The organism is Oceanomicrobium pacificus (assembly GCF_009833495.1).
In the GTDB taxonomy this organism is placed as follows: Bacteria; Pseudomonadota; Alphaproteobacteria; order Rhodobacterales; family Rhodobacteraceae; genus Oceanomicrobium; species Oceanomicrobium pacificus.
Map to the genome: position 1 here is coordinate 921,091 of NZ_WUWG01000003.1, position 25,274 is coordinate 946,364.

The following is a 25,274-nucleotide window of genomic DNA, read 5'->3' on the forward strand; positions in this document are numbered from 1 at the left end:
CGAGATGATCGAATCCCTACTCTCCCGCCTGTTTGGCGACCCCTCGACCGAAACCATGCCGGCAGAAGATTGCCGGCTGGCGCTGGCCGCGCTTCTTGTGCGGGCCGCGCGGGCGGATGATGATTATGCGCTGGTGGAGGCCGAGACGATCGACCGCGTGCTGGCCGAACGCTACGGGCTCGACGCGGCCGCCGCCGCCGCCCTGCGGGCGGAGGCCGAGGAAGCCGAGGCCAAGGCGCCCGATACGGTGCGCTTCACGCGCGTCATCAAGGATGCCGTGCCCTATGAGGAACGCGACAAGGTGGCCGAGGCGCTCTGGCGCGTGGTTCTGGCCGATGACAGCCGCGGATCGGATGAAAACGGGTTCCTGCGGCTTGTGGTCAGCCTGATCGGCGTGTCCGATGTGGACAGCGGACTGGCGCGCCAGCGCGCGATGCAATCGGACTGACGGTCCACCGGACCGCCTGTTGAAAAAGCCGCCCCCGGGGCGGCTTTTGTCATTTCAGTGATCGAGCGCGCCGAAGAGCGGCGCCAGCGGTTCCTCGAACTTCCGCCAGGCTTCGACCGAGCTTTGGTAGATCGGCTGGCGGGCCTGCGTCACCGATGCGGTGCGGATCGCGCGCTTGGATTTGTAGAATTCCAGGCAGGCATCGTCCCATTCGAGCCCGAGATGCGCGATGAGCGCTCGGGCTTCCGCCTCCGGATTGGCGGTCAGCTTGGCATATTCAATGTCGTAGACGTGATCGGGCAGAACCGATTTCCAATGCTGCATCAATTGGTTGTACGCGTTTCTATATGCTGCAAGGTCGCCCATGTCGTTGGAGTAGCCCATGCCCGGTGCAGCGAAATTGTTCTTGTAGATCGACAGGACATTGTCCCGCGCGTCGCGCACGCAATGGACGATTTTCGCATCCGGCAACACCGCGCGGATGAACCCGATATACTGGAAATTGGCCGGCATCTTGTCGGTTACGCGGGCCGCGCCGCCGCCTACCTCGCGCAGCGCCTCGCGGATCATGTCGCCGGTCTCGGCACATTTCTGCTGCAGGTCGGGAATATCCGCAAAACTCTCCGCCGCGCCATAGGTGCGGATGAAGCGCACGAACTGGCGCGACACGAAGCGCTGCTCGCCCGCACCCGCCACCTCCGGATGGCTGGAGATGATCTGCTCCACCAGTGTGGTGCCCGAGCGCGGCATGCCGACCACAAAGATCGGCAGGTCCGGCTTGCCGGTCGGTGCCGGCAAGCCAGCGAGGAATTTCGCATCGAAATCCTGCGCCATCCGGCCGAAATCGTTCAGCGCGGCGGAAACGTCGAAAGCGAGGTTTTCCCGCTGCAGGTCGTTGCCGCGCTTGTACCAGCGCGCGGCCTCTTCGGCATTGCCCAGATCCTCGTGGATCTTGCCGAGCGCAAAGGCGACGGACTGGTTGTCCTCTCCGTCTCCGGCCATGGCCTCGGCCGCTTTCGTGGCCAGTTCGATGACCGCGTCACCCTCCTTGACCTTGCGCGAGCGGGCCAGCGCCGCATAGGCAAATCCGGCCTTCGGGTTCAATTCGATCGCGCGCATCAGGCTATCTCGGCCCTCGTCGATCCGCCCCGTGGTGATGAGCATGTCGCCGCGATGGGCGTGCAACTCGCCCCGCTTGGGATGCTCCGCAATCAGCGCGTCGAGGAGCTCCAGCGCCTCTGGCGTGCGCTCCGCCCGGTCAAGCGCGCGCGCCAGCCACAGGCGCGCTTCCCGATCGCCGGGCTTCAGCCGGTCGGCATTGGCAAAGGCCTGCACTGCTTCGGGCTCCCGCCCCCAGCGGAAAAGCGCAAGGCCGAGCTTGAAATGCCCCTCGGGATCGGCGGGCCGGATTTTCGTGGCCTGCAGATAGAAACCGAAAGCGGGTTCATAGAGCCGCCCGGTCAGGCAGATGTCACCCCTCAGGACATAGACCGCGAAGCCGCCAGGGAATTTCTTCTGCAGCTCGATCAGCTCCTGCTCGGCTTCCTCCAGTTCGCCCGCCTCGATCTTCCGCGCAATCGGCATCCAGAGCTTCGGATTGGGCTGCGCGGTCTTGCGCAGTTCCTTGATCTGCGCGCCCAGTTGCAGCGCGCCGGGATGGTTCGGAACAGCCGCCAGCACCGAGCCGACGATATTCTCCGCACGGGTCAGGCGGCCGGACTTGGCTTCGCGGATGGCAAGGTCGAGCGACTGGGGAATGGTGAGCTTCTGCGACACGGGGCGGGCGCCTTCCTTTCTTGTGATGCGAGCAGATAGCGCCAAACGGCGGCCCGGGTCCAGCCCCGACCCGACGGTCGGGCGAACGGCTGTGTATCCCCGCGCCTGTCAGTCCGCGCTTGCACCGCCCGATGCCGGCACCTCGGCCAGATAGGCGGCGATCGCCTGAACGTCGGCTTCAGGCAAGGCGGCCATGTTCTTCACGACCTCGACCATTTCACCGCCGACGCTGTCGAACTCCGGCGTGAAGCCCGTCGTCAGGTAGCCTGCGATATCCGCGACCGACCAGTCGCCGATCCCGTCCGGCCCAGGTGTGATGTCGGGAATGCGCCCCTCGCCCGAGGGGTTGGCCGCGCCGGCCAGCCAGTTGCCAAGCGCGAGCCCACCGGTCAGCCCGCGCGGCGTATGGCACTCGCCGCAATGGCCACCGCCTTCGACGAGAACCTGCCCGGCCTGCGCCTCGGCGGACAGGCTCTCGGGCGGCAGGACCGGACCATCCTTCAGATGCAGCCGTTTCCACAGGCCGAGCCCGCGCCGGATCGTGAAGGGAAAGGGCAGGTCATGGCCCACGCTCGGCGTCGCGTCCGGCGGCAAGGTGCCGAGATAGGCGTGGAGGTCGACAATGTCCCCCAAGTCCATCCGCCGGTAGGATGTGTAGGGAAAGGCGGGGTAGAAATGCGTGCCCTCGGGGCTTGTGCCGAACTGCATCGCGTTGACGAGGTCTTCCGCCGTCCAACCCCCGATCCCGTGCTCCGGATCGCTGGAGATGTTGGGCGCGACGAAGGTCCCGAAGGGCGAGGCCAGACGCCGCCCGCCTGCGAGCACAAGACGGGCTTCTCCCTCAGCCTCCGGCGCGGCATGGCAGGAAGCACACCCGCCCAAATGGAAGATCCGCTCGCCGCGCGCTGCATCGCCGGCCAGACCGGCCAGCACATCCGGATCAATCCGTTCCGGACGGGTCAGCACCCAGAAGAGAGCCAGGCCGGCCAGACCCAAAAGGGCCAAAATTCCCAGAAAACGCAGCATGTTGACCCCGATCAATCTATGGTTGATTTAAATTCGCCTAAAAGTTTACCCACCTTTAACACCCCCTGCCCCAGCCTCATGGACCGGTAATCAGTCGCTCGGGGGATGGTAGGCAATGCTGAAGGTCACGCCAATAGGTTCGTGCCGGGTCGCCAATCCGCTGCGGCGCGGCGCGGCGGCGGGCGGCTACCGGCTCGAGACGAGCGGCATTTACGGCTACACCCACAGTGCGGCCGAGGCGGTGCAGCAGGTGCGCTACCTGACCGGCGCGTTTGACCCGCCGGACCGGCTGCGCCCGCTCATCATGCCCAACAGCGGCCCTGACCATTCGGGCGGCGACGGCCTGCTGGCAGATGTCTATGTGGTCGAGTTGAGCTCGGCCAAGACGATCCGCGTCGGCGATGCGGTGATCCAGCTCAACTACCTGTCCCGCCACGTGCCGGAGGTCTTTTCCGACCGGGCACGCGGCGCGGCTTTCTGGCGGCTCTGCCGGTCGGAGGATGCGGACCTGCGCGCAGAACGCCTGGCAGAGATGCCCGCCTACCGCGCGCTCGACGCGGACCGGCAGGCGCTCCTGCGCGCGATCCGGCTGGAACTGGCCAGCCCCGCACGGCTGGCGGCGGATATCGGCTGGCTCATGCGCACCCTGCCGCGGGTCCTGTTCGTCACCCATGTCGATGCACGGCTGCCGGACGGATCGCCGATCCCGTCGCGGCACGCCTATATCGAGATGGTCTCCGGCGTTCTGCGCGCCCTCGGGGCGGATTTTTCCGACCCGACCGATGCGGTTGACCGCTACGGCCAGAGCCGCGCCATGCAAAGCGAGGGCGGCAGCCTGACGCACTACACGCCCGCGTTCGAGGAGGTGCTGGCCGCAGAATGGACCGAGCGCCACCTGACCGCCCCGCGGCGGATGGCGGTCTGACCCATGGCCGATCTGCTCGCCCCTTTCCTGACCCGACCGTTGCAGGCGGAACGGCCGGCGGCGTCCATCGACCCCGACCGGATCGAAGAAGCCTCGAAACTCCTGCTCGGCGGCACGCCGGATGCGGCGCAGGCGCGGGCCCGCATCGAGCAGGCCGAAGCGCTCCTGCGCCTCGCACCACAGAACGAGATGGCGCAGGAAACCCTGTTGCGACTCTGGGAGGCCTCGCGCCGGAAGGCGGATATGGCGGACAGCTGGCAGGCCTTCTCCGACCGCTTCCCCCGCAACCGGACCGGCCTGCGCATGGCGCTCCGCTGGATGCGGCGCGCCGGGCGCCTGTCGGACGCCCGGACGCTGGCGGACCGCCACGCGGGCAACCCAGCCCTGATGGCCGACCTGCTGGTGGAACTTGGCGACCGGGACGGCGCGGTGGCCGCCGCGCGCGACGCGCTGGCGTGCAGCCGCAAACCTGTCCGGAGCCGGCAGATCCTTGCGCGCCACCTGCTTGCCGCCGGACGGATCGCGGAGGCGCGGGCCGAGGCGCGGCATCTGGAAACAGCCCGACTGTCGCCGACCGGGCGCAAGCTTCTGGATGATATCGGTGCCGCGGCGCGCGCGCTCGACACGCTCGACCGCCGCCGCGCGGAGACGCGCAATGCCCAGCCCTCCGCCCGTGCGCTGCACGCCGCGCTCGATCTCTTTGCGCAGCGCCGTCCGCGTCTCGTCTCCGGCGACGGTCCGGTCACATTCGTCACCGGCTCGCTCGCGGCGGGCGGCGCCGAGCGCCAATGCTCCATGATCGCAGCTGCCCTGCAGGAGCGCCGCCGCGCGCGCGGCTCCGGGCCCGTCGACATGGTCGTGACCGACGCGTCGAGCAGCAGCGACCGCGGCCATTTCCGGCCGGTTCTCGATGCGGCGGAGGTGCCGCTCACGGACCTCTCACGGACGCCCGACTGCGCGATGGAAGGCGACAGCCAGCTTGGGCGGCTCGTTCCCTTGTTGCCCGCGCAGGCGCAGGTGGGGCTCCTGCGGCTCCTGCCCCATCTGCGCCAGCGCCAGCCCGACACGGTATACATCTGGCAGGATGGCGCGGTCCTGATGGCGGCGCTGGCGGCGCTCGTCGCCGGCGTGCCGCGCATCCTCATCAGCCTGCGGGGTCTGCCGCCCAACCTGCGGACCGACCGCGACCGCGCGGAATATCACGACATGTATCGCGCGCTGGCAACCATTCCCGGTGTCACGCTCACTGCCAACAGCCGGCCGGCCGCGGATGCCTATCGCGACTGGCTCGGCCTGCCTGCGGACGGATGCCGCTACCTGCCCAATGCCGTGGCCCCCCTGCCGGCGGAGGCCCCGCTCGATCAGGCGCGGCTCTGGAAGGGGTTTGCCGACCGCCTCGGCCCCGATCCGGCGGTCCTTGGCGGGATCTTCCGTTTCACCGCGAACAAGCGCCCGCAAGACTGGATTGCGGTCGCGGCCCGCGCGATGGCCGCGCACCCGGGGCTCGCCTGTATCCTCGTCGGTGACGGACCGGACCGCGCGGCCTGCGAAACGCTGGCTTCCGACCTCGGCATCCGCGAGCGGATCCTTTTCACCGGTGAAACCGCCCATGTCGGCTTCTGGCTCGGACGGATGGACCTTTTCATGCTTCTGTCGCGCTTCGAAGGGCTGCCAAACGTGCTAATCGAGGCGCAGATGGCGGGCCTGCCCGTCATCTCGACGCCTGCGGGTGGCGCGGCGGATACGTTCCTGCCGGGCCGCTCCGGCCTGCTGCTGCCTTCGGCCGACCCGTTCGATCCGGACGCGGCGACCATGGCCGTGCTGGATCTTCTGGGCAATCGGGCCCGCGCCGCCGCCATGGGTGCCACCGGGCGCACCTTTGCAGCAGAGCGGTTTGCCCTGCCGCGGATTCTCGATGCGACGGAGTTGCTTCTTGCCGGTCAGCCCCTGCCCGATATGGCCCCCGCCGTGCCCCCACAGGCGGCGGCACCGCCCGACCCCGGTCCGGCGGTGCCGCACCTGCCACCGGTGCAGGCGGCACGGAGCGGCGCATCGAGGCACCTGTCGTGAGCGCGCGCGCCGGCGAGCTGACCCGACGGCCGGGCGGCGGCGCCCTGCGTTGGGCCGCCGTGGTCGGGTTCATCGCCGAGCGCGAGGTCCGGCTGCGTCTCTCGCAGGGCATGGTCGGCTATGGCTGGACCTTTGTCGTGCCGCTCATCTGGATCGGCGGGCTGGTCCTGTCTTTCGACTATCTGGGGCGCGCACCGACGGTGCTGACCGACACGGCGAGTTTCGTGGCATCGGGCATGATCGGATATGTCGTGTTCCGCCAGACCGTGACGGCGATGACCCGCGCGCCCAGCCACCACCGCCATGTGCTGGGCTGGGAGGGTATTCGAGCGGGGGACATCTTCATCGCCGCCGCCCTGATCGAAGCGCTGAACGCGATGCTGCTTCTGGGTCTTATCCGCGGGCTGCTGGCGCTCTACGACCCGGCGAGCGCGCAGATTGCCGACGTGCTCGGCGCGCTGAACGGGCTCGGGCTGGCCTGGGCGCTTGGCACGGGCTTCGGCATCCTGGCCGCGCGCACCATGGGTTTGAGCGAATCCGCGCGGCGGCTCATCCCGCTCGCCCTGCGCCCGCTCTTCTGGATTTCCGGCATTTTCTTCACCGCGGCAGAACTGCCGGCGCGGCTGCTCGCACTCTTCATCTGGAACCCGCTCCTGCATGTGACGGAGGTGCTGCGCAGCGGCTATCTGGAACAGTATCAGACCGACATCGCCCGGCCGCTTTTCCCGCTCGGCGTTGCAGGTGCCTGTCTGCTCATCGCTGCCCTCCTGCCCGCGCCGGAGGACCGCTGATGCTCTGTTTCGACGCTGTCAGCTATATCGAGCGCAAGGGGCGGCGCTGCCGCGGCATCCTGAAAGATGTCAGCCTTCGGCTCGGGCCGCATGACCGGGTGGCGGTGCTGGGCGACGGGCGGTCGGGCAAATCGACATTGATCCGGCTCGCGTCCGGCGCGCTTGCGCCGACCTCGGGTTGCGTGCGGCGGCTCTGCCCGATCTCCCCGCCGCTCGGTGCAAGCGGGCAGTTCCACACGAGCCTGTCCGGCGCGGCCAATGTGACCCTGCTCGCGCGGCTCGCCGATGTGCCGGCCGGGCCGGTGCGCGCCTTCTGCCGCGAGGTGGCCGATCTGGGCGCACGGTTCGACGCGCCGATGTCGGGCTACACAAACGGCATGCGCGCGCGGCTCGGCTTTGCCCTGAGCTACGCGATGCCGTCCCAGATCCTGCTCGCAGACGAGATGGTCGGCACCGGCGACACGGCCCATCGCGCGCTGTGCGATGCGCTACTCGACCGCGCGCTGGAGACGAGCGGCCTTCTGCTGGTGACCCGGAACGCGCGGCTGGTCGACCGGTTCGGATGCCGGCCCTTTGCGCTTGTCCGCGGCCATCTGCTGCCCTGCCGGTCGAGCGCGGAGGCCGAACGCCTCGTCGCCGCGGCGCGCGTCGAGCCGCACAATCAGACGGAGGCTGCGGCATGAGCCTCGACCTCGACCACCGCGACGACGATCGGGCACGCCGCGCCGAGGAAGCCCGCCAGCGCCGGCAGGCGGAACTGGACGCACAGGCCGAGGCCGAGCGCGCGGCATTGGAGACCCGCCTGCCGGACGCCGGCGCGCTCGACGCTATGGCCGCCCGCTGGGCCGCCGACGGGCGCCGGCGGACACGGCGCGGGGCGCTTGCCTTTGCCCTTCTCGTGCTCCTGCCGGCTATCGCGCTCGCCCTCGGTGCACAGATGCTTCTGCCGCCGCGATATGATGCCGAAGCGCAATTCTCGATCCTCGTCTCGGGCGGCACGGTCGATGCTTCGAACCGCGCAATCCTGAGCCGCGAGGATCTCAGCCCGTCTGCGCAGGCGGCGCAGCTTGTGCGGGCCTATATCCTGTCGGCGGAAATGATGGCGCTTCTGGCCGACGATGCGACAGCTGCGCCTTCGGCCGGCCCCCTGGCCGGCCTCTTGGCCCGCCTCGATCCGCGCAGCGACCTCCAACGGCACCGTGACCGTGTGCGCGTCAAGGTGGACATCCAGAGCGGGCTTTCCACCCTCACGATCGAAGGTCTGTCGCCCTTGGCCGCCGAAGCCGCCGCAGAGCATGTGCTGGATGCGGCGCGGGACCGGATCGAGGCAGAAGCACGGTCGATCAACCGGACGCGGATCGCGCGTCTCGAACAGGTGGAACGTCGCGCGGCAGCAGCCGAAGCAGAATCCGTTGCCCGGCTGCGTGCGCTCCAGCGGCAAACAGGCGATGTCGACCCGCGCGAACGGGCACGCCTGACCTACGGCTATCTTGCGGAACTGGAGGCGGCCCGCGACAGGCTCGGCCGGTCGAGCCATGCCAGCTGGACAGAGGGCGGCCTGTCCCCCGCAACGCTGGGCGACCTGGAACAGGCGGACCTGCTCGACGCCCAGATCGCCCGCGCCGAAGCCGCGCTGGCCGGATCACCCGACATGACGGGCTCCACCGGCGCGCGCATCCTGGCCTTCGACACGGCCGAAGCCCGTCTGGCCGCCGCGCGCGACGCGCGCCGGGCGGCCGGGACCGCGCTGCAGGCCGCGCGCACGAGCATCGCGCTCGACCCGACGGTCCTGCGCATCCTGGCCCCGCCCTTCGCCGGAAATGCCCCAGCCGCGCCCGCGCCGTTTCGGATATTCCTTCTCGCCACGGCTTTGCTGGCGACGGTTTTCGCCGTGCTGCACCTGCTGAAACGCAGCCTCAGCCACCATGGCAGCTATTGAACGCAGGGGGACCGTCACATGGCCTATGACAATCCGGTGGATGAGCGGATCGCGGTGATCGGGCTCGGTTATGTCGGCCTGCCGGTGGCGGTTGCCCTGTCCGAGCAGTTTGCGGATGTGCGCGGCTTCGACACCAACCGGGCGCGGGTCGAGGCGCTCCGCTCCGGCGAGGACGAGACCGGCGAGGTGGCGCCGGACCGGCTCGCAACCACCCGCCTGCACCTGTCGGACGCGCCGGATGCGCTGGACGGGTGTTCCTTTTTCGTCGTGACCGTGCCCACACCCATCGACCGCGCCCGTCGGCCCGATTTCTCGCCGCTCCAGTCGGCCTGCGCGCTCATCGGCCCCTATCTGCGCCCCGGTGCGGTCGTGGTTTTCGAGAGCACCGTCTATCCCGGCGCCACGGAAAACCTGTGCGGCCCGTGGCTTGAAGCGGCATCGGGCCTGATCGCAGGCGTCGATTTCACGCTCGGCTACTCGCCAGAGCGGATCAATCCCGGCGACCGGGCCCGGGGCCTCGCGCAGATCACCAAGGTGCTTTCGGCGCAGGACAGCCCCTCGCTGGCCCGGATGGCTGCTGTCTACGGCCCGATCATCGAGGCCGGGCTCCATGCCGCGCCCTCGATCATGGTGGCCGAGGCGGCAAAGGTGATCGAGAACACCCAGCGCGACCTCAATATCGCGCTGATGAACGAATGCGCGCTCATCTTCGACCGGCTCGGCATCCGCAGCGCGGACGTTCTGGCCGCCGCGCGGACCAAATGGAATTTCCTCGACTTCCGGCCGGGGCTGGTCGGCGGCCATTGCATCGGGGTCGACCCCTACTATCTGACCGCCCGGGCCGAGGAACTGGGCTATCACCCGCAGGTCATCCTGTCGGGGCGCCGCGTCAATGACCGGATGGGGCGCTTCGTGGCCGAAAAGGCCGTGCGCCTGCTGGCCCGCCTTGCCCGCAGCCCGTCGGAGGCCAAGGTCGGCATCCTCGGCCTGACCTTCAAGGAAAACGTGCCCGACCTGCGCAATTCCAAAGTGTTCGACATGATCGAGGAACTGGAAGCCTATGGCATCCGGCCCCGCGTCCATGACCCGCATGCCGGGTCCGAGGCCGTGCGCCGCCATTCCAACCGCCTCAATTGGTGCGACTATGAGGAGATGCGGGACCTCGACCTCGCGATCCTTGCGGTGCCCCATGCGCGCTATCTGGACCATCAGCGCCCGCCCTGGGCGCTGGTGGCCAAAGACGGGGCGATGATCGACGTGCGGGCCGTGCTCGACCCGTCACAGGCCGGCGGGCGGCTCTACTGGTCGCTCTAGATCGCCGCAACCGCAGGATAGAGCGCGCGATAGCGCAGATGTACCGCGGCGAACGCGTCGCGCAGGGATGCTTCGGGCGCGATCCGGCGCGCAACGGCGGGCGGGCGGCATACGGCGGTCGGTTCCAGCCCTTCGGCCGCGATCAGCCCCAGCCGCGCAGCCCCGAAGGCGGCGCCGAAATCCCCGTCCGCCGGCACTTCGACCGGCAGGTCGAGCACGGTGGCGATCAGCTTCAGCCAATAGTCCGACCTGGCCCCGCCGCCGACCGCGCTCACCGCCGCTGGCGCCGCACCGGCGCTGCGCAGCGCATCGAGATTGTCGCGCAGCGCGAAGCCGACCCCTTCGAGCACGGCGCGGGTCAGCGCCGCCTGATCGGCCCCGTGGGACAATCCGGCAAAGAGCCCGCGGACCTTTGCATCATTGTGCGGTGTGCGCTCGCCGGACAGGTATGGCAGGAAGGTCACGTCACCGGGGGCCTGCAACCGGTCGCCCAAGGCTCCGGTCAGGTCCGCCGCCGACCGTCCGGCAATGCCCGCATACCAGTTGAGCGCGTCGGTGGCCGACAGGATCACACCCATCTGGTGCCACAGGCCCGGCAGCGCGTGGCAAAAGGCATGTACGGCGCTGTCGGGATTGGGCGAGTAGCTGGCATTGCTGACAAAGAGCACGCCCGACGTGCCGAGCGAGACGAAGGCCGCATCGGGCGACACGGTCCCCATGCCAATGGCCGAGGCCGCATTGTCCCCCGCACCGCCGGCCACGACGACACCGCGATCCAGTCCCAGTTCGTCGGCCACCACGTCGCGCAACTGGCCCGACACATCGGACCCTTCGACGAGCCGCGGCATATGGTCGACCGACAGGTCGGTCGCGCCAAGGAGCGCGTCCGACCATTGCCGACGGCCCGTATCGAGCCATGAGGTGCCGGCGGCATCGGACATTTCCGACACATGTTCACCGGTCAACCAGAGACGAAGATAGTCCTTCGGCAACAATACTTTGGCGACTCTTTTGAAGATTTCGGGTTCATTGTCGCGGACCCAGGCAAGCTTCGGCGCCGTAAACCCCGGAAAGACGATATTGCCAGTGAGCGCCCGGAACTGCGGGTCCGCATCGAGCGCCGCGGCCTGGTCCGCGCTGCGCGTGTCGTTCCACAGGATACAGGGGCGGAGCACCTCGTCGGATGCATCGAGCAACGTCGCGCCGTGCATCTGGCCGGAAAACCCGATACCCTTGACCGCGCCGAGCGCCAGCGGGTGCACCTCGCGCAGTTCCGCAAGCGCCGCCTTGGTCGCGCTGATCCAGTCCGCCGGTTCCTGTTCGGACCAGCCATCATGCGGGCGCGACACGGTCAGCGGCGCCGTGGCCGAGCCGATCACCGTCTGCATCGCATCGATCAGCAGCGCCTTGACGCCCGAAGTGCCCAGATCCAGTCCCAGATACATCTGTTTCGTCCCCTGTTGAAAAACCGGCCGCGGTCAGGTGCCGGGCGTATAAGTGAAAGTCGGAAACCGCGCCGGACGCCCCTGCCCCGAAATGTCGAAAGCCGCCATGCCGACAAAAGCTCCGGTGAAATTCGCATGCGCCCCGCGCCCGGCCTCGTCGGAGATGAGCGACGCGTCGAGCACCGGCCCGATATCCTGCCAGTCGTCGGGTCCCTGCGCCCATGAAAATTGCGCGCGGTCGCGATCGACCGACAGGCGCAGGCGCACCGGTCCGTCACCGATCGGCACCGGCGCCGGCAGCGGATGGTCCAGATGCGGGTCCGGCCAGCGCCCCGGGCAGGTCATCAGCGTCAGGCAGCGGCCGATCCCCTCTTCCCGCGTCACCGCAAGGAAGAAGAACTTATGCGTGTTGTAATAGTGGGTCAGCCCCGCCGCCTGCTGATAGCTCTCCGGCGCGAAGGACAGCTCGGTCTCGGCGGTGAAGGTGAAATCGGTCTGCCGCCGCGCGACCAGCGCTTGCTCGAACCATGAGCCGATGCTCTCCCGCCCGAAAAGGGTCAGCCCGTCCGATCCGGTCGCGAAAATCCGGTCGGGCGCGGGCGTCCGCAGCCACTGGAAGTCGAGCGGCAGACCGCCGTCGAACCGGTAGGTCGCCGCCTCCGGCGCAGCGCGGCTGGCCTGCGGGTCGGGTGCGGCTTCCCGAAGCGCGGGCTGGTCGCGCCCGTCCGACAGGCGCAGCCAGCCATCCGCGCCCCATTCGCAGGCCACGATGCCGGTTTCGCGACCCAGCGGGCAGCGCCCGCGTGTCGACAGCGGCCGCCCGCACAGGAATGTGTGATAGGTCCGCCCGTCCGGCGTCTCGACCATCTGGCCGTGCCCGGTGCGTTGCAGGGGCGCCTCGGGCGCATGGTCGGCGGTCATCAGATGCCCGTCCGGATGCGGGTCGTACGGCCCCCAGATGTCAAGCGACCGCGCCATCGTCACCGCATGTTCCCAACTCGTCCCGCCCTCGGCCACGGTCAGGTAATACCAGCCGTCGCGTTTGAAGAGATGCGGCCCTTCCGTCAGGCCGCGCGGCGTGCCGTCAAAGATATTGCGCACCGGACCGACCAGCTCGCCCGCCGCCGCGTCATATTCCTGCAAGAGGATTCCGTCGAACGCCGGATTGACCGGGTTGGCGCCCTTCGGTCTATGGTTCCAGCGCATGTTGGCAAAATATTTGCGCCCGTCATCATCGTGGAAAAGCGTCGGGTCGAAGCCGCTGCTGTTCACATAGACGGGGTCCGACCATGGCCCGTCGATCGACGGCGCGGTGACGATGTAGTTATGCGCGTCCTTGAAGGACCCGTCATAGCGTTTCACATCCGTGTAGACGAGCCAGAACAGCCCGTCCGCATGGGACAGGCAGGGCGCCCAGATGCCGCAACTGTCGGGATTGCCACGCATGTCGAGTTGCGTGGCCCGGCTGAGCGGCCGGGTCACGAGCCGCCAGTTCACCAGATCGGTCGAATGATGGATCTGCACGCCGGGATACCATTCGAAGGTCGATGTCGCGATATAGTAATCCCCGCCCACCCGGCAGATGGACGGGTCCGGATTGAAGCCGGGCAGGATCGGGTTTTCGATCATCGGACCCTCAGCTGTCGGACGATTTGGCCCAGAGGTTGATATCCTCCTCGCGGGCATAGAGGTCGATCTCGTCCAGCTCTTCCTGCGTGAAGTCGAGATTGTTCACCGCACCCACGCAATCCGTCACCTGCCCGGGCCGGCTGGCCCCGATGAGCGCCGAGGTCACGCGTCCGCCGCGCAGCACCCAGGCCAAAGCCATCTGCGCCAGCGTCTGGCCGCGCCGCTCCGCAATCGCGTTGAGGCTGCGGATATGGTTGATCGCACCCTCGCTCAGCATGTTGGGCGACAGGGATTTGCCCTGCGCCGCGCGGCTGTCCTCGGGGATGCCGTTGAGATACTTGCCCGTCAACATGCCCTGGGCAAGCGGTGTGAACACGATCGAGCCCATGCCCAGATCGTCGAGCGCGTCCAACAGACCGTCGCGCTCCACCCAGCGGTTCAGCATCGAGTAGCTCGGCTGGTGGATCAGGCAGGGCGTGCCCAGATCCTTCAGGATCGCATGCGCCTCGCGCGTGCGCTCGGCGCTGTAGGACGAGATGCCTGCATAGAGCGCCCGGCCCGACCGGACGATATGGTCGAGCGCCATCATCGTCTCTTCGAGCGGCGTATCGGGATCGAACCGGTGCGAATAGAAGATGTCGACATAGTCGAGCCCCATCCGTTTGAGGCTCTGGTCGCAAGACGCGATCAGATATTTCCGGCTGCCGAACTCGCCGTAGGGCCCGTCCCACATATGGTAGCCGGCCTTGGACGAGACGATGATCTCGTCCCGGTACGGGGCGAGATCTTCGGCCAGAATGCGCCCGAAGGCGGTTTCCGCAGACCCGGCAGGTGGCCCGTAATTGTTGGCCAGATCGAAATGGGTGATCCCGTTGTCGAAGGCCGTCCGGCAGATCGCCTGTTTGGTCTCGTGCGGTGTGTCGTCACCGAAATTGTGCCACAGGCCGAGCGAGATGGCGGGCAGTTTCAGCCCGCTCCGCCCGCAACGGTTGTAGCGCATCGTGTCATAACGGTTTTCGGCGGCGGTCCAGGTCATCAGATCCTCATTTGAGCAGCGCCTGCGCCTGTTCGATCGACAGGGCTTCGGGGCGCGAACAGGTGGTGGAGAGGGTGACGAAGGCGCCCGTCTCTCCGGATTTCAGGATCGACAGCATAACATCCACACCGTGGAGTGCACGCTCAAGTGCACAGCGGAAGTCTCGGTCCTCAAGGATCGCCGCGGCCATGTCCGCCAGACCGGCGGAACGGTGGTTGGCCATCATGCCCTGACTGTGCTGCTGGTTGGGGATGCCGAACGGATGGTCCCAGAGCGGTACGGGCGCAATCTCGCCGTCGCGACCGGCCATCTCGACCGTCCCGCCAAAGAAATTCGGGTCGGGCAGAAAGAGCGAGCCTTCGGTGCCGTAAAGCTCCATATGGCCGTGACGGTGCGCCCAGACATCCCAGCTCGACGACAGGGTGATCGCCGCGCCGGACTTGAAGGACAGGAGCGCATGAATGTCCGTCGGCGTCTTGACCGCGATCTCCTCGCCATTGCGCGGTTCGCTGGAAATTGTGCGTGTCGGCGTCGCCATGCCGGTCAGCGCGGCGACCCGTTCTACCGGACCCAGCAGGTTGATGAGATTGGCGATGTAATAGGGGCCGAGATCGAGCACAGGCCCGCCGCCCGGCAGGAAGAAAAAGTCCGGATTCGGATGCCAGTGCTCCATGCCGTGGTTCATCACATGGGCGGTGCCGGAGGTGACAGATCCGATCGCCCCGTCATCGATGAGCTTGCGCGCCATCTGGTGCGAGCCGCCGAGGAACGTGTCGGGCGCACAGCCAACCTTCAGGCCCTTCGCATCGGCGAGGCCGCGCAGGGTCTCGCCCTCCTCCAGCGACAGGACAAGCGGCTTTTCCGAATAGACATGCTTGCCGGCCTCCAGAATGGCCTTGGAGACCGCGAAATGCGCGTCCGGAATCGTCAGGTTGACGATGATGTCGATATCATCGGCGGCCAGCAGGTCTTCGACGCTCATCGCCCGCAGACCGAATGCGTCTGCCTGGGCCTGCGCCGCATCGGGGTTCATGTCCGCGCAGGCCCGCATCTCGATGCCTTTGAACAGCGGCGCGAACTTGAAATAGGTGGTGGAGATATTGCCGCATCCGATGATGCCGACGCCAAGAATACGGGTCATGGTCTGTCCTTCCAGAAAGGGTGGCTGCGCCCGGACCGCGCAGGCCGGGCGCAAGATGGTCGGGGCGCTTCAGAGCGCCTTCATATGGTCGAGCGACCGGCGGGCAAAACGCGACGCGTCGCTCGGATTGTCATGCTCCATGACAAAAAGCGTGGCCTTGGTGGATTTGAGCGCCGCCATCAGGCCCGCCCAGTCGAGCACGCCTTCGCCCACATCGGCCCAGCCATCCTCGTCGGCCTTCTCGCCTTCCGGCGCGATATCCTTCACATGGGCGGCGGTGATCCGGTCGGCATATTTGGCGATCCAGGGCAGCGGATCGGCGCCGGCCCGGGCAATCCAGGCGATATCGGCCTCCCATTCGAGTTCCGGTCCGCCTTCAAGGATCAGGTCCTGCGGAATCGATCCATCCTCGAGCGGCACGAACTCGAAATCATGATTGTGCCAGCCGAAGCCGAGGCCCGCGGCCCGCAAGGGCGCGCCGGCTTCCTGCAGCCGCGCGCCGAACGCCCGCCAGCCCGCCGCATCTGTCGGACGCTCCTCTGCCACCAGATAGGGCACGAACACTTTGCGTATGCCGAGCGTCTTGCACGTGTCGATCACGCCCTGCGGATCACCCTCGACCATGTCGAGACCGAAATGGCCCGACGCCATCTCCAGCCCGGCATCCTTCAGATGCTGTGCCAGCAGGTCGGCCTCGGTCAGGTCGGCATAGAGCCCGCCATAGCCCTCCACCTGTGCGTAGCCCAGATGGCCGAGCATCCGCAGCGTGTCGGCCAGCGTCGGGAAGTTGCGGGAGGAATAGAGCTGATAGGAATAGTCTGTCATGGAAATTCTCCTTCGTGGCGCGGCCGGTCAGGCCAGCCAGCGGTCATAGTCGGACACGAGCAGGTGCACAGGTGCCTCGTCATCCTCGATGTCGGAAAAGCGGCCGATCGGCTCGCGGAAGATATTGTCGGTCAGGTCGTCATTGACGGTGGAGACCTCTCCGATGAGCACATCCCCGCCCTCGCCCCAGAAGGCGTGCCAGTCGCCGGGATGGAGGGTCACGCTCTCGCCGGGTGCGAGCGCCAGATGTTCGCCGCCCTTCAGCGTGCGCAATCGCCCGTCGGTGGCCACGGTCACATCCGCATCCGGGTCGATCTGGCCGTCGGGACCAGAGGCGAACAGTTCGATCACCAGCGTCGCGCCGCCACGGTTGATGATGTCTTCGGACTTGATGTGATGCGTGTGCATGGGCGAGATCTGCCGGTCGCGGCTGATCATGATCTTCTCCGCATAGAGCATCCCCCGCCCGCGGCTCAGATCCTCCGCCTGCCCGTTGCGGGTGGTGAAGAGGAACAGCCCCAGATCGGCGAAGTTGCCCTTGCCGTAATCGGTGATGTCCCAGCCGAGCCGGTTTTCGCGGATGCTTGGCGAATGGCTGTCGACCGCCGCTTTCAACTGCGCCGGATCATGGTAGGCAAAGGGCGGCAGAATGAATCCGAACGACCGGATGAACTTGTCACTTTCACGAATGATTTCATTGACTTCAGAACGTTTCATCAAGCGATCTCCTGTTCTGTCTGGCAGGTCGCGGAATAGAGCGACCGGATGGTCGGCACGGGGGCATCACCCGCCGCGGACGGTGCGAAATGCACGGTCACGGGGCGGTCGGGCAGAAGCGTGAGCATATTGTCGGACAGACGCCCGGCCTGCCCCGGCTCGATGGCGACGAAGAAAGCGGGACGCGCGGCTGTCAGCGTAATCGCCCAGCCATCGCCGTCGGCCGCGACATCGGTCCGGATGTCCGGATCAGGCAGATCATAGCCCTTGAAGGGGCGCGGCGCCTCGACCACCAGACGTTCGGGCGCGTGGGCCGAGGTGACGCGTGCCACCAGAACCTCGTCGGACCCCAACGCATCCGCCGGCACATGGCCAATCTCGTCGGCGCGATCGGTCGGCACGGTTGCCGTCAGCATGGCCAGACTGCGCATCCCGCCCGACATGGACAGCGCAAAAACCTCCACGCTGATCTCGGCCGGTGCGGGCAGATCGCTGACCGCGACGACGCGATAGCGCCCGTCCTCGGGCAACACCACAGCCGTCAGCGGCGCATAGAAATGCCGCGCGGCGTGGTGCAGGAGCTTCCACCCCCCGCCATGGTCGAGACTGGCCCAGCTCGCCACCGGCCAGGTGTCGTTGAGCTGCCAATAGAGCGTGCCCATGCAATGGGGCTTGAGCGCCCGCCAGCCGTCGACGGCCGTGCGGATCGCCTCGGCCTGCTGAACCTGGCTGACATAGACGAAATCGTCGAACCGCGTAGGGAACCGGAAATAGCGGAACATCGTCTCTGCGATCCGCGCATTGCCACCGGCATTCTTCTGGTGGCTCTCCAGAACCGGCGAGGCGATGTTGCGGTCGGCCGGCTCTGCGAAACGGCGCACCACATCCATGCTCGGGAAGGACTGGAAGCCGAATTCGGAACAGAAGCGCGGGCGGACGGCGCGATAGGCGTCGAAACTCTTGCCCTCATGCCAGACCGACCAGAAGTGCATGTCGCCCGAACTGTCATTGTGCCAGGCATCGCCGAAGGACAGGAGCCCCGGCGACGGGCTAGACGGCCACCAGATCGCATCGGGCGCGGTTTCTTTCAGGGCGGTTTCGATGGTGCGGTTGAGCCGGTCGTAAGAGACGAGATAGCGGTCGCGGTCCTTCAACGGCTCCTCGAACCATGTGAGCGCGCCGAGCAGTTCATTGTCGCCGCACCAGAGCGCGATTGAGGCCCGATGGTTGAGCCGCCCGACCTGATCGCGGACCTCCGCCGCCACCGATGCCAGAAATCCGTCGGTCGAGGGATAGAGCGAGCAGGCGAACATGAAATCCTGCCAGACCAGCAGGCCCCGTTCGTCGCAGGCATCGTAGAAGGTGTCCGACTCGTAGCGCCCGCCGCCCCAGACGCGGATCATGTTCATGTTGGCCGCGACCGCGCTGTCGAGCAGGTCGGCGATGCCCTCGGCCGTGATCCGGCCGGGCAAAGCATCCGCCGGGATCCAGTTCGCGCCCTTGCAGAATATTTCCCGCCCGTTGACCGACAGGGCGAAACGCGCGCCGACTGCATCGGGCGTGGTGATGAGCGTGATGTCCCGCAGGCCGATGCGGCGGCAGTCGCGCTCCTGCCCGACCGCGACCTCCAGCCCGTAAAGCGGCTGGTCGCCCTGCCCCGCCGGCCACCAGAGTGCGGGAGTGTCGACCTCCAGCACAAGGTCGAGCACCTGGACGCCACGGCGCAGGTCGGCCCGGCCTTCGATCTGCTGCTCCGTGCCATCGGGCGCGGCCAGCCTGCAGGACCAGTCCTGCACACCATCCGCATCGGCGGTCACGTGAACCGCAATATCGAGCCGCACGTCGCCATCCGCATGGGTCTGCACCGGCACGACACGGTCGATGGTCAGGCCGGTATCCTCGACCAGCCGCACATGCCCGTGAACGCCCAGGGGCGCGAGCGCGATGTTCCAGTCCCAGCCGAAATCGCACTGCACCTTGCGCAGCATGTTGCCATGCGGCAGCGGGTTGTTGTCGGTGCTGTAGGGCACCGGAAAGGGCAGGCTTTCGTAGCGGCGGCGGGCCTCGTCCAGACAGGCGTGGATCGTGATCTCGATCTCGTTCTCGCCCGGTTTCACGGCATGGCCCACAGCCAAGCGGTAGAGCCGGTGCTGGTTGTCGGCCTCCAGCACCATCTGCCCGTTGATCCGCACGGTCGCGACCGTGTCGAGTTCGGACAGTTCCAGCCACATCGGCCCGCTGCCGTCACAGGAAAAGCGCCGCGACAGCGTCCAGTCCCGGTCCGCGACCCAACGCACATCATATTCGTTCCGGCCTGCATAGGGCTCGGGGATCAGCCCCGCCGCGGTCAACGTGCTGTGCACGTCGCCCGGCAGGGACATGGTCAGGTCGAACTCGCCCTGCGCATCGCGCAGGGTCCAGGTGCCGGCTAGATTGATCATCGGGTCAGAGTCGCAATTCGGACTGCGTGTCGAAAATCGAGGATTTGGACAGATCGAAGCTGAGGCCGACGGTGCTGCCCGGCGCGTAATTCGCATCCGATGCGATCCGCACGGACAGTTTGTGCCCGTCCATGTCGAGCCAGAGCAGGCTGTCGGAGCCCATCGGCTCGTCCAGATCCACCGTAGCGGTGACATGGGCTGCCGGGTCTGCCGCATCCGTCACCACGATATGTTCGGGCCGGACGCCGAAGACCACCTTGCGGCCGGGCGCGAGCGGACCTTCGCCCTCATACCCGTCGAGCGGCACGGTGCGCGCGCCGACCTGCAGCGCGGTTGTGCCACCGGACTCCACCGTCTCGGCATCAAGGAAGCTCATCGACGGCGAGCCGATGAAACCGGCCACATAGAGGTTCGCGGGCTTGTTGTAGATCGTCTGCGGCGCGTCGAGCTGCTGGATGACGCCGCCGCGCATGATCGCGATCCGGTCCGCAAGCGTCAGCGCCTCGATCTGGTCATGGGTCACATAGACCATCGTGTTGGACAGTTTCTGATGCAGGCGCTTGATCTCCACCCGCAACTCGGAGCGCAGTTTCGCGTCGAGGTTCGAGAGCGGCTCGTCGAAGAGGAACACGTCCACGTCGCGCACGAGCGCCCGCCCGATGGCGACGCGCTGGCGCTGGCCGCCCGACAGGGCGGCGGGCTTGCGGTCGAGCAGGTTCTCGATCTGCAGGATGCCTGCGGCACGGTTCACCCGCTCCTCGATCTCTGCCTTCGGCAAGCGCTGGTTTTTCAGCCCGAAGGACAGGTTCCCGCGCACGCTCATCTGCGGATAGAGCGCATAGGACTGGAACACCATCCCGATGCCCCGCTCACTCGGCTCCGCCCAGGTGACGTTGCGCTCGTTGATGAAGATCTGCCCGCCGGTCACGTCGAGCAGCCCCGCGATACAGTTCAAGAGCGTGGACTTGCCGCAGCCCGAGGAGCCCAGCAGCACAAGGAATTCGCCCTGCCGGATGTCGAGGTTCAGGTTCTGCAGCACCTTGACCGATCCGAAGGCCAGATCGAGGTTGCGGATCGCGACCGAGGGCGTGTCCTCCGCCAGTGCGGGGGCGGCAACGGGTTCGGCCAGTTTTTCCGATGTAAGAGCCATGAGATTATCCTTTGACCGCGCCAGCGGCGATGCCGCGCACGAAGAGTTTGCCGGAGACGAAGTAGATCACGAGCGGCACGAGCCCGGTCAGCAATGTCGCGGCCATATTGACGTTATATTCCTTCACGCCCTGCACCGAGTTGACGATATTGTTGAGCTGCACCGTCATCGGGTAAGTGTCGGGCTTGGTGTAGATCACACCGAACAGGAAGTCGTTCCAGATGCCGGTCACCTGCAGGATGATGGCGACCACGAAGATCGGCAGACTCATCGGCAGCATGATGCGGAAATAGATCCCCCAGAAGCCGGCCCCGTCCACGCGGGCGGCCTTGAAGAGTTCCTCCGGCACGGATGTGAAATAGTTGCGGAAGAGCAGCGTCAGGATCGGCATGCCGAAGATCGTGTGCACGATCACCAGCCCCCAGATCGACCCCATCAGCCGGAAGTTGGTTCCGGTGACGGCAGAGATCCCCTCGCCCGCTTCACGCAGCAGGATCACGATCGGGTAGATCATCACCTGATAGGGAATGAAGGCACCGAAAATCAGGATCGTGAAGAAGACTTCCGATCCCTTGAACTTCCAGTTGGCGAGCGCATAGCCGTTCACACTGGCCACCGCGATCGACAGGATGACCGAGGGCACGAGGATCTGAACCGAGTTCCAGAAGCCGCGGCTCAGCCCGTCGCAATTAATGCCCGTGCAGGCCTCGGCCCAGGCTTTCACCCACGGCTCGAAAGTCACTTCAACGGGCGGCGCGAACACGTTGCCGAGCCGGATCTCCGGCATGCCTTTCAGCGAGGTCACGATCATCACGTAGAGCGGCAGCAGATAGTAGACCGCGACCACGAAGAGCGTGCCGTAGAGCATGATATTGGTGGGCGACAGGCGCCGTTTGGGTTTCGGTCCGTGCGGACCGGTATAGGTGGCGGTTGCGTCAGTCACGGCGCTTGCCTCCGAATTCGAGATAGGCCCAGGGGATGAGCACGATGAGAACGCTCAGGAGCATCATCGTGGAGGCGGCGAAGCCCTGCCCCAGATTCTGCGCCTGGAACATTTTTTCGATCACGTATTTCGCGGGCACTTCGGACGCGATGCCAGGCCCGCCGGACGTTTGCGCGACCACAAGGTCATAGACCTTGATGATGCCGCTCGCGATCAGCACAAGTGCGGTGACGAAGATCGGCCGCATCATCGGGATGATGACAAGGATGTAGGTCTTCCAGGCCGGAATCCCCTCCACCCGTGTGGCCTTCCAGATATCCTCGTCGATGCCGCGCAGGCCGGCGAGCATGATGATCATGATGAAGCCCGACCCTTGCCAGATACCGGCGATCAGGATGCCGTAGATGACGATGTCGGCATTGTTGAGCGGGTCGAAGGTGAAGCTTTCCCAGCCCCAGCGCTGCACCACGCCCTGAATGCCGAACTGCGGGTTCAGGATCCACTGCCAGACAAGGCCGGTCACGATGAAGCTGAGCGCGAACGGATAGAGGAAGATCGTGCGGAACACGGCCTCGCCTCGGATCTTGCGGTCCAGAAGCGCAGCCAGTGTGAAGCCGATCACGAGGCTCAGGATCAGCGAGCAGATCCCGTAAATCGCTAGATTCTCGATCGAAACCAGCCAGCGGCGCGTGTTCCACAACCGCTCATACTGGTCGAGCCCGACCCATTTGTCGGGCGCAGGCAGCAGCCGCGACTTGGTGAAACTGTGATAGATGGTCCAGGCGGTACAGCCTACGAAGATGAGAAGCGCGGTCGCCACCATCGGAATGGACGCGATCTTGGCGTTCAGATTCCGGAAGAGGCGGTTCGGGCGCTTGGCGGGTGCGCGTTCGGTCTGCGCCTCCGCTTCGGTGCTTTCGGCAACGGCCATTGTGAGTGTCTCCGGCAGGCGCGCCCGCGGGCGGGATCACGCTTGCACTGTCTGCCCCGCAAACGGGCGGGGACGGTCAGGCGGGAATGGGGCCCGGCCGGGTCAGGCCGGGCCCCGTGCGGTCCGATCAGTCGGCGTCGCCGATGATTTCAGCATAACGCGCCTGGGCGTCTTCAGCCGAATAGGACGGGTCGTTCCAGAACTCGACCATCAGGTCTTCGATCTGGCCCTGCGTGTCGGGGGTCAGCGCCATGTCGCCCGAGGGCATGATGTTGCCGGACGCGAGGATTTCGAGCCCTTTCTTCATGCAGTCGTTGGCGGCGGACAGGTCGATGTCGCCACGGATCGGCAGCGAGCCCTTCTTCAGGTTGAAGTTGACCTGGACTTCCGGCGACAGCAGGAGTGCAGCCAGTTCCTTCTGGGCGGCTTCAACTTCCGGATCGTCGATTTTCGGGAAGTAGAAGGCGTCACCGGCCGTGTCGAGGATCTCGTTCACGCCGAGGCCTGGCAGACAGGTATAGTCTTCACCGGCGACCTGCTCGGCCACCTGGAATTCACCCTGCGCCCAGTCACCCATGATCTGGGCGCCGGCCTGACCGGTGATGACGAGGTTGGTCGCCTGGTTCCAGTCCTGCACGTTGGAGTTGGCGGCAAATTCGCGCGCCTTGGCGGCAGCTTCGAAGACCTTGGCGTAAACCGGACCACCGGCCACTTCGGCATCCTTGTCGATGTTGACCGACTTCCAGGCGTCCACACCGGCAATCGCGATGGAGAGCACGCCGAAGGCGCCCGAGGACTGCCAGGGCTGCTGGCCCATGGCGAGCGGGATCTTGCCGGCTTCTTCAAGCGCGGGCGCAGCGGCCACGAACTCGTCCCAGTTGGACGGCACGTCGACGCCGGCATCGGCGAAGGCCTTGTGGCTCAGCCAGATCCACTGCCAGGAGTGGATGTTAACCGGCGCGCAATAGATGCGGCCGTCAAGGGTACAGGCGTCGAGCAGCGAGGACGGGTTGACGATGTCCTTCCAGCCTTCGGCCTCGGCCACGTCGGTCAGGTCGAGCAGCAGTCCTGCTTCGATCAGCTCCTCGGCCTGACGGCCATGGTTGAGCTGCGTCGCGCCCATCGGGTCACCGCCGAGGATCCGGCTGATGATGATCGGACGCGCCGTGCCGCCGGACCCGGCGATGGCGCCGTCGACCCAGTTATGCTCGGTGGCATCAAATGCTTTGGCGAATTCCGAAACCGCAGCGGCCTCACCGCCGGATGTCCACCAATGGGTGACTTCCAGGTCGACAGCCTGTGCCGACATCGGCACGAGTGCGGTTGCTGCAAATGCGGCAGCAAGCGAACGAAGTTTCATCTAGACCTCCCAATCTATATCGTTGTAGCCCGGAGGCTAGGCGAGCAGATTTCATAAAGCAAGAATTTGAATCGCCCGGATCGAAAAAATTTATTTGGCGCCTGAATTTTATGGAAAGTTTCGCGCCAGATTGTGCGCCGCAGCATTGGTCTATCGCATTTTTTCCTGTTTTTCATGAGGTTGACGGCGTAGTGTCGATTCGATTCCACACGCTGGCGGTCTGTCGGGATAGTCCGGCATCTTTGCCCCGGCAGCAGGATCGAGATTTTACTGTAACGTTACAGTAAACTGACAAATTTTGGTGAAAGCCGCCACGGGGGGATATGGCCACGATCGAGGGCAAGAGCGCAGGCGAGGCCGGCCGGAGCGGGGACGAACGCCCCACGCTCAAGACCATCGCCTACATGACCGGGCTCGGTGTCACCACCGTGTCCCGCGCGCTGCGTGATGCGCCCGATATCGGCCAGGCGACCAAGGAACGCGTGCGGCTCGTGGCCGACCAGATCGGTTACCGGCCGAACCGCGCCGGCGTCCGATTGCGCACCGGCAAGACCAATGTCATCTCGCTGACGCTCAGCATCGAAGAAGAGGTGATGGGCCTGACGCCTTCGCTTGTCTTCGGCCTGTCGGAGCGGTTGACGGACACGCCCTATCACCTCGTCGTCACGCCCTACTCGCTCTCCAACGATCCGCTGGATCCGGTCCGCTATGTTGTCGAAACCGGTGGCGCGGACGGGATCATCCTGTCACGCACCCAGCCCGACGACCCGCGCGTGCGCTACCTGATCGACCGAAAGTTCCCGTTCGTCACCCACGGGCGGACGGATATGGGCTTCGAACATGACTACTTTGATTTCGACAATGACGAATTCGGCTATCGCGCCGCCCAACACCTGATCGCCAAGGGCCGGAACCACCTCGCCCTTCTGCCCCCGCCGATGACGCTGACCTACGGGCATCACATGACCGCCGGTTTCTCCCGTGCGGTGGCCGAGGCCGACGTGCTCGACATTCCGATCCGCACCATCACGGTCGACGACCCCATGTCGGTGATCGAGGCCGAGATCACCCGGATGATGGCCGGACGCCACCGGCCCGACGGTCTGGTCTGCGGGTCGGGCGCAGCCACGATCGCGGCGACGGCGGGGATCGAGGCGGCGGGCCTGACGATCGGCAAGGATATCGACCTTGTCGGCAAGCAGTCGATCGACATTCTGGGGCGGTTCCGGCCTGCGATCAGCCGCTTCAACGAGGATGTGCGCGAAGCCGGGCGGCAACTGGCGGATGCGCTGGTGGCCCGGATTGCCGACCCCGATGCGCCGCCCCGCCAGAACCTCATGGCCGCGAGTTACGAGCCGGAAGTGTAA

21 protein-coding genes are annotated in these 25,274 nt (G+C 66.3%); 8 read left to right on the forward strand and 13 right to left on the reverse strand.

What is annotated here, in order from left to right:
• Positions 1 to 4: 4 nt before the first annotated feature.
• The gene (locus GSH16_RS11000; RefSeq protein WP_160854956.1) at positions 5 to 448 is read left to right on the forward strand and encodes a tellurite resistance TerB family protein; all 444 of its coding nucleotides are present in this window, start codon (positions 5 to 7) and stop codon (positions 446 to 448) included.
• A gap of 54 nt (positions 449 to 502) precedes the next feature.
• Here GSH16_RS11000 and GSH16_RS11005 read toward each other — a convergent pair whose 3' ends face one another.
• The gene (locus tag GSH16_RS11005) at positions 503 to 2,224 is read right to left on the reverse strand and encodes a tetratricopeptide repeat-containing sulfotransferase family protein (RefSeq protein WP_160854958.1); all 1,722 of its coding nucleotides are present in this window, start codon (positions 2,222 to 2,224) and stop codon (positions 503 to 505) included.
• Between the two features lie 108 nt (positions 2,225 to 2,332).
• A complete protein-coding gene (locus GSH16_RS11010) occupies positions 2,333 to 3,250 on the reverse strand; it encodes a c-type cytochrome (RefSeq protein WP_160854960.1) in 918 nt (305 codons plus the stop codon).
• 115 nt (positions 3,251 to 3,365) lie between these two features.
• Between GSH16_RS11010 and GSH16_RS11015 the strand changes: the two genes are divergently transcribed.
• Genes GSH16_RS11015 through GSH16_RS11040 form a run of 6 tightly spaced genes read left to right on the forward strand, consistent with a single transcriptional unit; the run spans position 3,366 to position 10,289 of the window.
• Complete coding sequence (locus tag GSH16_RS11015; RefSeq protein WP_160854962.1) at positions 3,366 to 4,175, forward strand: hypothetical protein; 810 nt, start codon at positions 3,366 to 3,368, stop codon at positions 4,173 to 4,175.
• A 3-nt stretch (positions 4,176 to 4,178) separates the two neighbouring features.
• Positions 4,179 to 6,245, forward strand: coding sequence for a glycosyltransferase (locus GSH16_RS11020; protein WP_160854964.1), 2,067 nt, complete (start codon positions 4,179 to 4,181; stop codon positions 6,243 to 6,245).
• Positions 6,242 to 7,036, forward strand: coding sequence for an ABC-2 transporter permease (locus GSH16_RS11025; RefSeq protein ID WP_160854966.1), 795 nt, complete (start codon positions 6,242 to 6,244; stop codon positions 7,034 to 7,036). Before GSH16_RS11020 ends, GSH16_RS11025 begins: the two co-directional genes overlap by 4 nt.
• Complete coding sequence (locus GSH16_RS11030; protein ID WP_160854968.1) at positions 7,036 to 7,719, forward strand: ATP-binding cassette domain-containing protein; 684 nt, start codon at positions 7,036 to 7,038, stop codon at positions 7,717 to 7,719. The genes GSH16_RS11025 and GSH16_RS11030 overlap by 1 nt, the downstream gene beginning before the upstream one ends.
• Entirely contained in the window at positions 7,716 to 8,975 is a 1,260-nt protein-coding gene (locus GSH16_RS11035) for a hypothetical protein (protein ID WP_160854970.1), read from the forward strand. Before GSH16_RS11030 ends, GSH16_RS11035 begins: the two co-directional genes overlap by 4 nt.
• Positions 8,976 to 8,993: 18 nt before the next feature.
• Positions 8,994 to 10,289: a nucleotide sugar dehydrogenase gene (locus GSH16_RS11040; RefSeq protein WP_160854972.1), complete on the forward strand. Its 1,296-nt coding sequence runs from the start codon at positions 8,994 to 8,996 to the stop codon at positions 10,287 to 10,289.
• Here the strand turns inward: GSH16_RS11040 and xylB are convergent.
• From xylB to GSH16_RS11095, 11 genes are all read right to left on the reverse strand, one after another.
• The gene (xylB, locus tag GSH16_RS11045; RefSeq protein WP_160854974.1) at positions 10,286 to 11,734 is read right to left on the reverse strand and encodes a xylulokinase; all 1,449 of its coding nucleotides are present in this window, start codon (positions 11,732 to 11,734) and stop codon (positions 10,286 to 10,288) included. The genes GSH16_RS11040 and xylB overlap by 4 nt on opposite strands.
• Before the next feature lie 33 nt (positions 11,735 to 11,767).
• Entirely contained in the window at positions 11,768 to 13,363 is a 1,596-nt protein-coding gene (locus GSH16_RS11050) for a glycoside hydrolase family 43 protein (protein WP_160854976.1), read from the reverse strand.
• 7 nt (positions 13,364 to 13,370) lie between these two features.
• A complete protein-coding gene (gene mgrA, locus GSH16_RS11055; protein ID WP_160854978.1) occupies positions 13,371 to 14,399 on the reverse strand; it encodes an L-glyceraldehyde 3-phosphate reductase in 1,029 nt (342 codons plus the stop codon).
• Positions 14,400 to 14,406: 7 nt separating this feature from the next.
• Complete coding sequence (locus tag GSH16_RS11060; RefSeq protein ID WP_160854980.1) at positions 14,407 to 15,540, reverse strand: Gfo/Idh/MocA family protein; 1,134 nt, start codon at positions 15,538 to 15,540, stop codon at positions 14,407 to 14,409.
• 69 nt (positions 15,541 to 15,609) lie between these two features.
• The gene (locus tag GSH16_RS11065; RefSeq protein ID WP_160854982.1) at positions 15,610 to 16,365 is read right to left on the reverse strand and encodes a sugar phosphate isomerase/epimerase family protein; all 756 of its coding nucleotides are present in this window, start codon (positions 16,363 to 16,365) and stop codon (positions 15,610 to 15,612) included.
• 27 nt (positions 16,366 to 16,392) lie between these two features.
• Complete coding sequence (locus tag GSH16_RS11070; protein ID WP_160854984.1) at positions 16,393 to 17,082, reverse strand: D-lyxose/D-mannose family sugar isomerase; 690 nt, start codon at positions 17,080 to 17,082, stop codon at positions 16,393 to 16,395.
• On the reverse strand, positions 17,082 to 19,523 hold the full coding sequence (locus tag GSH16_RS11075; RefSeq protein WP_160854986.1) for a beta-mannosidase: 2,442 nt from the start codon (positions 19,521 to 19,523) through the stop codon (positions 17,082 to 17,084). Before GSH16_RS11075 ends, GSH16_RS11070 begins: the two co-directional genes overlap by 1 nt.
• 4 nt (positions 19,524 to 19,527) lie before the next feature.
• Entirely contained in the window at positions 19,528 to 20,673 is a 1,146-nt protein-coding gene (locus GSH16_RS11080; protein WP_160854988.1) for an ABC transporter ATP-binding protein, read from the reverse strand.
• 4 nt (positions 20,674 to 20,677) lie between these two features.
• Positions 20,678 to 21,616 (reverse strand): carbohydrate ABC transporter permease, encoded by a 939-nt coding sequence (locus tag GSH16_RS11085; RefSeq protein WP_328803215.1) that lies wholly within the window; start codon positions 21,614 to 21,616, stop codon positions 20,678 to 20,680.
• Entirely contained in the window at positions 21,609 to 22,547 is a 939-nt protein-coding gene (locus GSH16_RS11090; RefSeq protein ID WP_160854990.1) for a carbohydrate ABC transporter permease, read from the reverse strand. The genes GSH16_RS11085 and GSH16_RS11090 overlap by 8 nt, the downstream gene beginning before the upstream one ends.
• A 127-nt stretch (positions 22,548 to 22,674) precedes the next feature.
• Positions 22,675 to 23,907, reverse strand: coding sequence for an ABC transporter substrate-binding protein (locus tag GSH16_RS11095; protein ID WP_160854992.1), 1,233 nt, complete (start codon positions 23,905 to 23,907; stop codon positions 22,675 to 22,677).
• 323 nt (positions 23,908 to 24,230) lie between these two features.
• Here GSH16_RS11095 and GSH16_RS11100 point away from each other — a divergent pair, with 323 nt between their 5' ends.
• Positions 24,231 to 25,274, forward strand: a complete 1,044-nt coding sequence (locus GSH16_RS11100) for a LacI family transcriptional regulator (protein WP_160854994.1) — start codon at positions 24,231 to 24,233, stop codon at positions 25,272 to 25,274.

Excerpts from the sequence above, each read along its gene's own strand:
- GSH16_RS11035 (WP_160854970.1), top strand. The coding sequence starts at position 7,716 with ATGAGCCTCGACCTCGACCACCGCGACGACGATCGGGCACGCCGCGCC.
- GSH16_RS11010 (WP_160854960.1), bottom strand. The coding sequence starts at position 3,250 with ATGCTGCGTTTTCTGGGAATTTTGGCCCTTTTGGGTCTGGCCGGCCTG.
- GSH16_RS11060 (WP_160854980.1), bottom strand. The coding sequence starts at position 15,540 with ATGACCCGTATTCTTGGCGTCGGCATCATCGGATGCGGCAATATCTCC.
- GSH16_RS11070 (WP_160854984.1), bottom strand. The coding sequence starts at position 17,082 with ATGAAACGTTCTGAAGTCAATGAAATCATTCGTGAAAGTGACAAGTTC.
- mgrA (WP_160854978.1), bottom strand. The coding sequence starts at position 14,399 with ATGACCTGGACCGCCGCCGAAAACCGTTATGACACGATGCGCTACAAC.
- GSH16_RS11020 (WP_160854964.1), top strand. The coding sequence starts at position 4,179 with ATGGCCGATCTGCTCGCCCCTTTCCTGACCCGACCGTTGCAGGCGGAA.
- GSH16_RS11095 (WP_160854992.1), bottom strand. The coding sequence starts at position 23,907 with ATGAAACTTCGTTCGCTTGCTGCCGCATTTGCAGCAACCGCACTCGTG.
- GSH16_RS11015 (WP_160854962.1), top strand. The coding sequence starts at position 3,366 with ATGCTGAAGGTCACGCCAATAGGTTCGTGCCGGGTCGCCAATCCGCTG.
- GSH16_RS11075 (WP_160854986.1), bottom strand. The coding sequence starts at position 19,523 with ATGATCAATCTAGCCGGCACCTGGACCCTGCGCGATGCGCAGGGCGAG.
- GSH16_RS11050 (WP_160854976.1), bottom strand. The coding sequence starts at position 13,363 with ATGATCGAAAACCCGATCCTGCCCGGCTTCAATCCGGACCCGTCCATC.
- GSH16_RS11090 (WP_160854990.1), bottom strand. The coding sequence starts at position 22,547 with ATGGCCGTTGCCGAAAGCACCGAAGCGGAGGCGCAGACCGAACGCGCA.
- GSH16_RS11080 (WP_160854988.1), bottom strand. The coding sequence starts at position 20,673 with ATGGCTCTTACATCGGAAAAACTGGCCGAACCCGTTGCCGCCCCCGCA.
- GSH16_RS11040 (WP_160854972.1), top strand. The coding sequence starts at position 8,994 with ATGGCCTATGACAATCCGGTGGATGAGCGGATCGCGGTGATCGGGCTC.
- xylB (WP_160854974.1), bottom strand. The coding sequence starts at position 11,734 with ATGTATCTGGGACTGGATCTGGGCACTTCGGGCGTCAAGGCGCTGCTG.
- GSH16_RS11065 (WP_160854982.1), bottom strand. The coding sequence starts at position 16,365 with ATGACAGACTATTCCTATCAGCTCTATTCCTCCCGCAACTTCCCGACG.
- GSH16_RS11100 (WP_160854994.1), top strand. The coding sequence starts at position 24,231 with ATGGCCACGATCGAGGGCAAGAGCGCAGGCGAGGCCGGCCGGAGCGGG.
- GSH16_RS11030 (WP_160854968.1), top strand. The coding sequence starts at position 7,036 with ATGCTCTGTTTCGACGCTGTCAGCTATATCGAGCGCAAGGGGCGGCGC.
- GSH16_RS11000 (WP_160854956.1), top strand. The coding sequence starts at position 5 with ATGATCGAATCCCTACTCTCCCGCCTGTTTGGCGACCCCTCGACCGAA.